Here is a 6,328-nt window from a genome sequence, read left to right as displayed (position 1 = left end):
ACTCATCAGCGTCGGTTAAGGGTGGATTATGAACGTTCGGTAAAGGTCTCCGAAGCGATGATCCAACTGGCAATGATTCGTATTATGATTCGACGTTTTTAATTTTTAGACAGCCTCTTACACACATTATATATTGTTCAATATATATTTTTAAGCAGAATGTATATAGTTACATTTACCCGGAGGAGGGTTAAATTTGCAGTTAAACTATCGGCCATAGTTTACGTATTTATCGCCATCAATCTATCACTTTTTGTTCAACCTTTAAACCAATATAATTCATATTCTATTTCTTTATTTAATCTACTAATATGCTGTTGGTCAACCATTTACATATGGTATTTATTCTCGGAAGTAAAGATTGTCTCTTTGGAGTCAGAGCCCATGTTCTGGATTAGTGTTGGTTTTTTTTTAATTCGCTTGGAAGTTTTTTTGTACAGGGATTAATGCACTATCTCATTAGTCAATCAGTTCAACAGGCTTTAACTGTATATTGGATACAAGAATTAATGAATATATTATTGGTAATAATTATGATAGTAGCTCTTTACAGCCCTAAACTTTTTCCTCATTAATAGGAGTAAAATGGGAAATCAGTTTTCAGAGGTTATATTAATTATCATCGTGGGAACTATTCTCCTCTTAGCTCTTGGGACATTTGTTACAGTACTATTATTTATTTATAAAAATCGTTATCTACGCTATCAGCAGCATTTATCAAGTCTTGAGCAAACCTACCAGCGTGAACTCCTCCAGACCCAACTCGAAACTCAAAATCAAACCCTCGAATACATTGGGCAGGAACTCCACGACAATGTGGGCCAGATGCTCTCAGTAGCCATGCTGCAATTGAACGGGCTGGACGAAGATTTGTCCGACCCGTCGCATCAGTCGGCGGTGCGCCAGATGATTGAAACCGTTCAAAGCACGATTCAGGCGGTGCGGCAATTAGCCAAAACGCTCGACAGCGGCACGGTTCGGCGTTTTGGTCTGCGCGAAAGCCTGGCGCTTGAACTCGAACGAATTGGGCAGACGGGCCGCTACCAGACGCATCTGGATATAACGGGGCAGCCCTATGACCTGGGCGATGAAGCAGAAATCATCCTGTTTCGGATGGCGCAGGAATCCCTCAACAATGCGCTCAAACATGCACAGGCCAAAACGCTCACCGTTACCGTTGATTACCAGTTGGAACGCTTCATGCTCAGCATTGCCGACGACGGACGAGGCTTTGACCTGGCTGAAGCTACAAATCGACAGGCAACTGCGTCTGGTTCGGGCGTGAACAACCTGTATCAACGCGCTCAACTGCTGGGCGGTACGTGTACGATCAGTACACAGGCGAATACGGGAACGCGCATCGGGATTACATTGCCGCGCCAACCTACCAAATAAAAAATACCTGATAGACGGTATTGTAGAAAGAGAGCTAACGGGTTAACTTTCAGGCCTAACGCTCACCTTCCCTCTCTTTTGCTAATGCCCACAACCATCGCCATTGTTGACGATCACCATCTGTTCGCCCAGGCCCTTTCCGACTTAGTTCAAAAATTTGATGGGTATGATGTTCTGTTCGCTGCTGAAAACGGCCGTGAATTGATTCGTTATTTAAAGCGAAAACAGGTTCCCGACATCACATTGCTGGACCTGAACATGCCCGAAATGAATGGTTTTGAAACGGCAGAATACCTGCAAAAAAACCATCCCGACATAAAAATCATCGCGCTCTCGATGTTCGACCGGGAGGAGCAAGTGGCAAAAATGGTCAGGCTTGGTGTCCGGGGGTATCTGCTGAAAGGTTGCCGGCCTTCGGAATTACGGCTGGCACTGGATGACGTCAGTAAGAAAGGCTATCACTACTCCGAGTTCCTCACCAACAAACTGATTCGGAATCTGGCACCCGGCGAAGCAGGTATCAATCTGGCCGTTCCCCACCTCAACGAGCGGGAAATTACGTTTCTGAAGCTCGCTTGTGGGGATCTGACCTATGCCGACATTGCCGACAAAATGTGCGTATCCCCCCGGACAGTGGATGGCTATCGTGAAGCACTTTTCCAGAAATTAAACGTGAAAAGCCGGACAGGTATGGTACTCGAAGCGTTACGGTTGGGGCTGATAGAATTGTAGGTATACATCCACGCCTATCTTTGCCTAAATTTCCCACGAATGCAATTGCTCGTTCATCAGGTGGACCTCCGCCTGAAACATACCTTTACCATTGCTCATGACAGCCGCGACGTGCAGCCAGCGCTGATTGTTGAACTTCGCGATGGTGATTATAGCGGTTACGGTGAAGCCACCGCCACCCGGTATTATGGCATTACGGTCGATGGGATGGTGGCGGCTCTCGAAGCCTTACGCGCACGAATCGAAGCGCATACGGTAACTAATCCTGAACAATTTTGGGCAGATGTGCAGCCGCATCTGGCCCACAATCCGTTCGCCCTCTGTGCCCTCGATCAGGCTGCCTGGGATTTGTGGGCCAAACGGCAGGAGCAACCACTCTATAAACTCTGGAAACTGAATCCGGCCAATGCCCCCCTAACCGACTATACCATTGGGCTTGATACGCCCGAACGAATGGTCGAAAAATTGCAGGAATGCCCCTGGCCACTCTATAAAATAAAATTAGGTCGGCCTGAGATGGATATGGCCATTATTCAAGCCCTGCGCCAATATACTGATGCCGTGTTTCGGGTCGATGCCAACTGCGGCTGGTCGGTGGCTGATACCATTGGTAAGTCGCATCAAATGAATGAATTAGGTGTTGAGTTTATCGAACAACCGCTCCCCGCCGACGACTGGGAAGGTGCCAAAACCGTGTATGAACAAAGCGCCTTGCCCATCATTGCCGACGAAAGCTGCATTACTGAAGCTGATGTCGACCACTGTGCGGGCTACTTCCACGGGGTGAATATAAAATTGACGAAGTGTGGGGGAATCACGCCCGCCCGACGCATGATTGTCCGCGCCCGTGAACTGGGTTTGCGGGTGATGGTCGGCTGCATGACTGAGTCAAGTGTGGGTATTTCGGCCATCGCGCAACTGCTGCCCCTCCTCGACTATGCTGATCTGGATGGCGCGATGCTCATTGCCAACGATCCGGCTACGGGCGTTACCTTTGAGCAGGGGAAAATTGTTTATGCCGCTGAAAATGGCACGGGTGCACGATTGATAATCAACGAGTAAGTCATTGGATGTAGGACAGGTTTTCCTCTTAGGCAGGCTTACAGGATTTTGTAGAATCATAATCCTGTCTAAGAAATCGACACTTGTTGCAGTATGCTAATGTGTAAATGAGCGAATTTTTTGAGATAAATCACCTGCCGAATCGAACCATCAGGCACAACGGGCAGCCGTACCTGTTCTTTAGCGGAACCGCCTACCTTGGGCTACCCCAGCACCCTGCTTTCCAGAAATTGATGGTGGAGAGCGTGAACCAGTACGGGACCGTTTTTGGCAGTTCACGTAATGGTAATTTACGACTTGCTATTTATGAAGAAGCGGAAGCGAAACTGGCAGCTTCGGTTGTCGATACCGGAGCCGAAGCGCCGTCGGCACTGACGCTGTCTTCCGGCATGATGGCGGGGCAGGTTGTTATCAACTGGTTACGTGGGCAGGGCGTTTCGTTTCTGTATGCCCCCAACGCCCACCCGGCTCTCTGGCACGAGCCAGTAGTTGTTTTGCCTGGGCTGTCGTTCGCTGACTGGGCCGCACAGCTTCCTGATCAACTTCGCGCTATGCCACCCGGCCCGGTTGCTATCCTGACCAATTCGCTCGATGCCGTTTGGTCGGCTTATTACCCATTTGATTGGCTCGCTGACCTTCCCCACGACCGCTTCATTACACTTGTTGTCGATGATTCGCACGGGTTAGGCCTCCTGAATAATGGGCGGGGTGTATGGCCGCAGATTTCTGGAAAATTCGATAGCATTGGCCAGCCGGTTCAGTTGTTGGTTACGGCTTCGCTGGCGAAGGCAATGGGGATGCCCGGCGGGGTTATTTTTGGCGATGCCGAATCAATGGCTGCGCTACGCCAAACCGCATTTTTTGGTGCCTCTTCGCCTATGCCACCCGCTTACTTAGCAGCCTACGGGCGGGCTGACACGCTCATTGACGAGGGGCGCGAACGGCTCCGGCAAAACATTCTGCTGGCTGAGAAACTGCTGTTGCCAACTGGGTTATTTCACCATGCAACTGGGTATCCGGTGTTCTTCACCGAACGCGACGATTTGTATTCCTTCCTGCTGAACAACGGAATTATTATTTACTCATTCGCTTACCCAACAGCCGCCGATAGAGCCAATACACGTATCGTTATCAGTGCCTTTCATGAGATAGAGGACATTGAGCAATTGGCGAACCAGGTGCATACGTTCAACCATTAGTCTCGGCGCACCTGGCGGTTAAAAAACTAATTACAACGACCGCAAAAAATCCAGACTGGGCATCATTTGCTCCATCGAACGGGACGATTCGTCTTCGATAAAAAAGTGTTTCACACCCGACTTTTTGGCTTGCTTCATGATGGCTGCAATGCCCACATCGCCCAGCCCCAGGGCAACGTTCGATTCCACATCGGCATGACCGTTCTGGCTATCGGGTGTGCCGGGTTTTCGGTCTTTAAGGTGCATCAGCAGGAACCGTTTAGGGTATTTTTGCAATAGCGCAACCGGGTCATAACCAGGGGCTTTGACCCAAAAAACGTCCATTTCAAAATTAACTGCTTTGGGGTCCAGGTTTTCAGCTAAGTAATCGAAGAAGGTGCCGTCTTTATAGGTTTGAAATTCATAGCCATGATTGTGGTAGCAGAAGGTTATCCCATTTTCGGCCAGTAAAAGCCCGGCCGTGTTGAATACATCGACAGCGCGGTCGGCGTCCTGTAGCGTGAAGGCATCACCTGTGTGCGGTATCCAGGTGCAGACAACGTATTTTACCCCTAATGCTTTCGCTTCGGCAATGACTTTGGGCACATTTATGTCCAGGTCCTCAAAACTGGCAGCAGTACTTACAGGCTTTATATCGTTCTCCTTCAATAGTTTACGAAAATCTTCCAGGCTTAACCCGTAGGTGCCGGCCAGTTCCACTTCCCGAAACCCCATCTGCTTAACTTTCGCCATCGTTCCCGGCATGTCTTTCGCAAACTGGTGGCGAAAACTGTACAGTTGCAGACCCACCGGCGCAGCTTTCTGGGCCAGCGAAACCAGACCACACAACAGCAGTCCGGTGAGCAGGAGATAGGGTTTTGTTTTCATGGAGTGAAAGGGTTAAGAGGGTTCCGGTTTTCAGGCTCAACGTTCTAAATCTCCTACAACTGCACCAGCAGAGTGGCTAAGCCAATGAACTTTAAACTTGAAACCTGGAACGACATGTTATTTACCCGTTTGGGTTGTAAATGTGCTTTCAAAAATCTTATCGGCGTTACCGGCCTCGAAGCCTTCGCGTCGGTGCTGGCGGCTAATCTGGTTGGTGGGTAGGTGCCGGAATTGAGGAAGCACACGCCGTTCAGCAAACTCGACGTAAGACCCGGCAATTTGGTACACCTCTCCCCCGGCAAATTCAGCATCGATCAACTGAGCCACCGTCGATGCCTGGCGCAAACCACCGTCCGGGCTGACCTTGATGGTGCCCCCCGCCGAGTTGAGCCGAAAGCCCCGGCCTTGCAGAAACGCCACAAACTCATCGATGGTGTTATACCCGGCTTTCAGGTTATGCACACTAATCGTGAAGTGGTTCAGGTAATAGCGGTTATAAATCACCCAGGCCGCATATTCGCTTTCGGCCAACAGCGTTTTATAATCGGCCAGCGTGGGCGTCGTCCAGAGAGATTGATGTAGAAAACGGTCAACAGCTTCGGCATCGTCCAGATTCAGTAAATCAGCCGGGTCGCTGGTAACGGCATCAGTATAGCGGTGAATGATTTGCTGGGCTTCATCCGACAGTTCACGAACACGTAGTTCACTGGCGAAGATACGTGGATGGTGGGGTTCGGGTGGTGCATACCAGTACGCCGTTAATTTCTTTTCGGTGAAGTTGTATTCATCCCGTTTTTCGTAGCCGTAGCGCTGAAAAATTTTCTCAAAGGAAGCCAGGCCGAGATTTGCTACCCCCATCGTTCGGAAGGCGATGTGGTCATTCTCAATCTCATTCGGCGAGTCAATCACACCCGCATTAAGCATCGCGTCAAGTATGTTCTGCACATCAGGAACGCGCTCGCTGTACCGTCGCATCAGACCGCCCAGTACAGCATCGAGGGTAGTGGCAGGGGTTGGGAAAGGGGTCATGGATGAGTAGGTTTTTTCAAGGTTTCGTGTTCCATATCTTGTAC

The 6,328-nt window shown here is 49.7% G+C and carries 6 protein-coding genes; 4 read left to right on the top strand and 2 right to left on the bottom strand.

The genetic code is table 11. The annotated features are described in order from the left end of the window. Window positions 1-624 precede the first annotated feature (624 nt). The 4 genes from ACYVI1_RS30315 to ACYVI1_RS30300 all read left to right on the top strand — a co-directional run bounded on the left by ACYVI1_RS30315 (window position 625) and on the right by ACYVI1_RS30300 (window position 4,388). On the top strand, window positions 625-1,395 hold the full coding sequence (locus ACYVI1_RS30315) for a sensor histidine kinase (RefSeq protein WP_460915314.1): 771 nt from the start codon (window positions 625-627) through the stop codon (window positions 1,393-1,395). Between the two features lie 84 nt (window positions 1,396-1,479). Beyond that, window positions 1,480-2,127: a response regulator gene (locus ACYVI1_RS30310; protein WP_460915313.1), complete on the top strand. Its 648-nt coding sequence runs from the start codon at window positions 1,480-1,482 to the stop codon at window positions 2,125-2,127. Between the two features lie 39 nt (window positions 2,128-2,166). Further along, entirely contained in the window at window positions 2,167-3,189 is a 1,023-nt protein-coding gene (locus tag ACYVI1_RS30305) for a dipeptide epimerase (protein WP_460915311.1), read from the top strand. Between the two features lie 107 nt (window positions 3,190-3,296). Then, a complete protein-coding gene (locus ACYVI1_RS30300) occupies window positions 3,297-4,388 on the top strand; it encodes an aminotransferase class I/II-fold pyridoxal phosphate-dependent enzyme (protein ID WP_460915310.1) in 1,092 nt (363 codons plus the stop codon). A 30-nt stretch (window positions 4,389-4,418) separates the two neighbouring features. Here ACYVI1_RS30300 and ACYVI1_RS30295 read toward each other — a convergent pair whose 3' ends face one another. After that, entirely contained in the window at window positions 4,419-5,255 is an 837-nt protein-coding gene (locus ACYVI1_RS30295; protein ID WP_460915308.1) for a sugar phosphate isomerase/epimerase family protein, read from the bottom strand. A gap of 117 nt (window positions 5,256-5,372) precedes the next feature. After that, window positions 5,373-6,284 carry a 2-oxoadipate dioxygenase/decarboxylase family protein gene (locus tag ACYVI1_RS30290; protein WP_460915306.1) on the bottom strand — a complete coding sequence of 304 codons (912 nt, stop codon included), beginning with the start codon at window positions 6,282-6,284 and terminating at the stop codon, window positions 5,373-5,375. Between the last annotated feature and the right edge of the window lie 44 nt (window positions 6,285-6,328).

The sequence above is a fragment of the Spirosoma areae genome (assembly GCF_054781775.1).
Note: the sequence above shows the minus strand (reverse complement) of the source record. Positions and strands in the feature narration are given on the sequence as shown.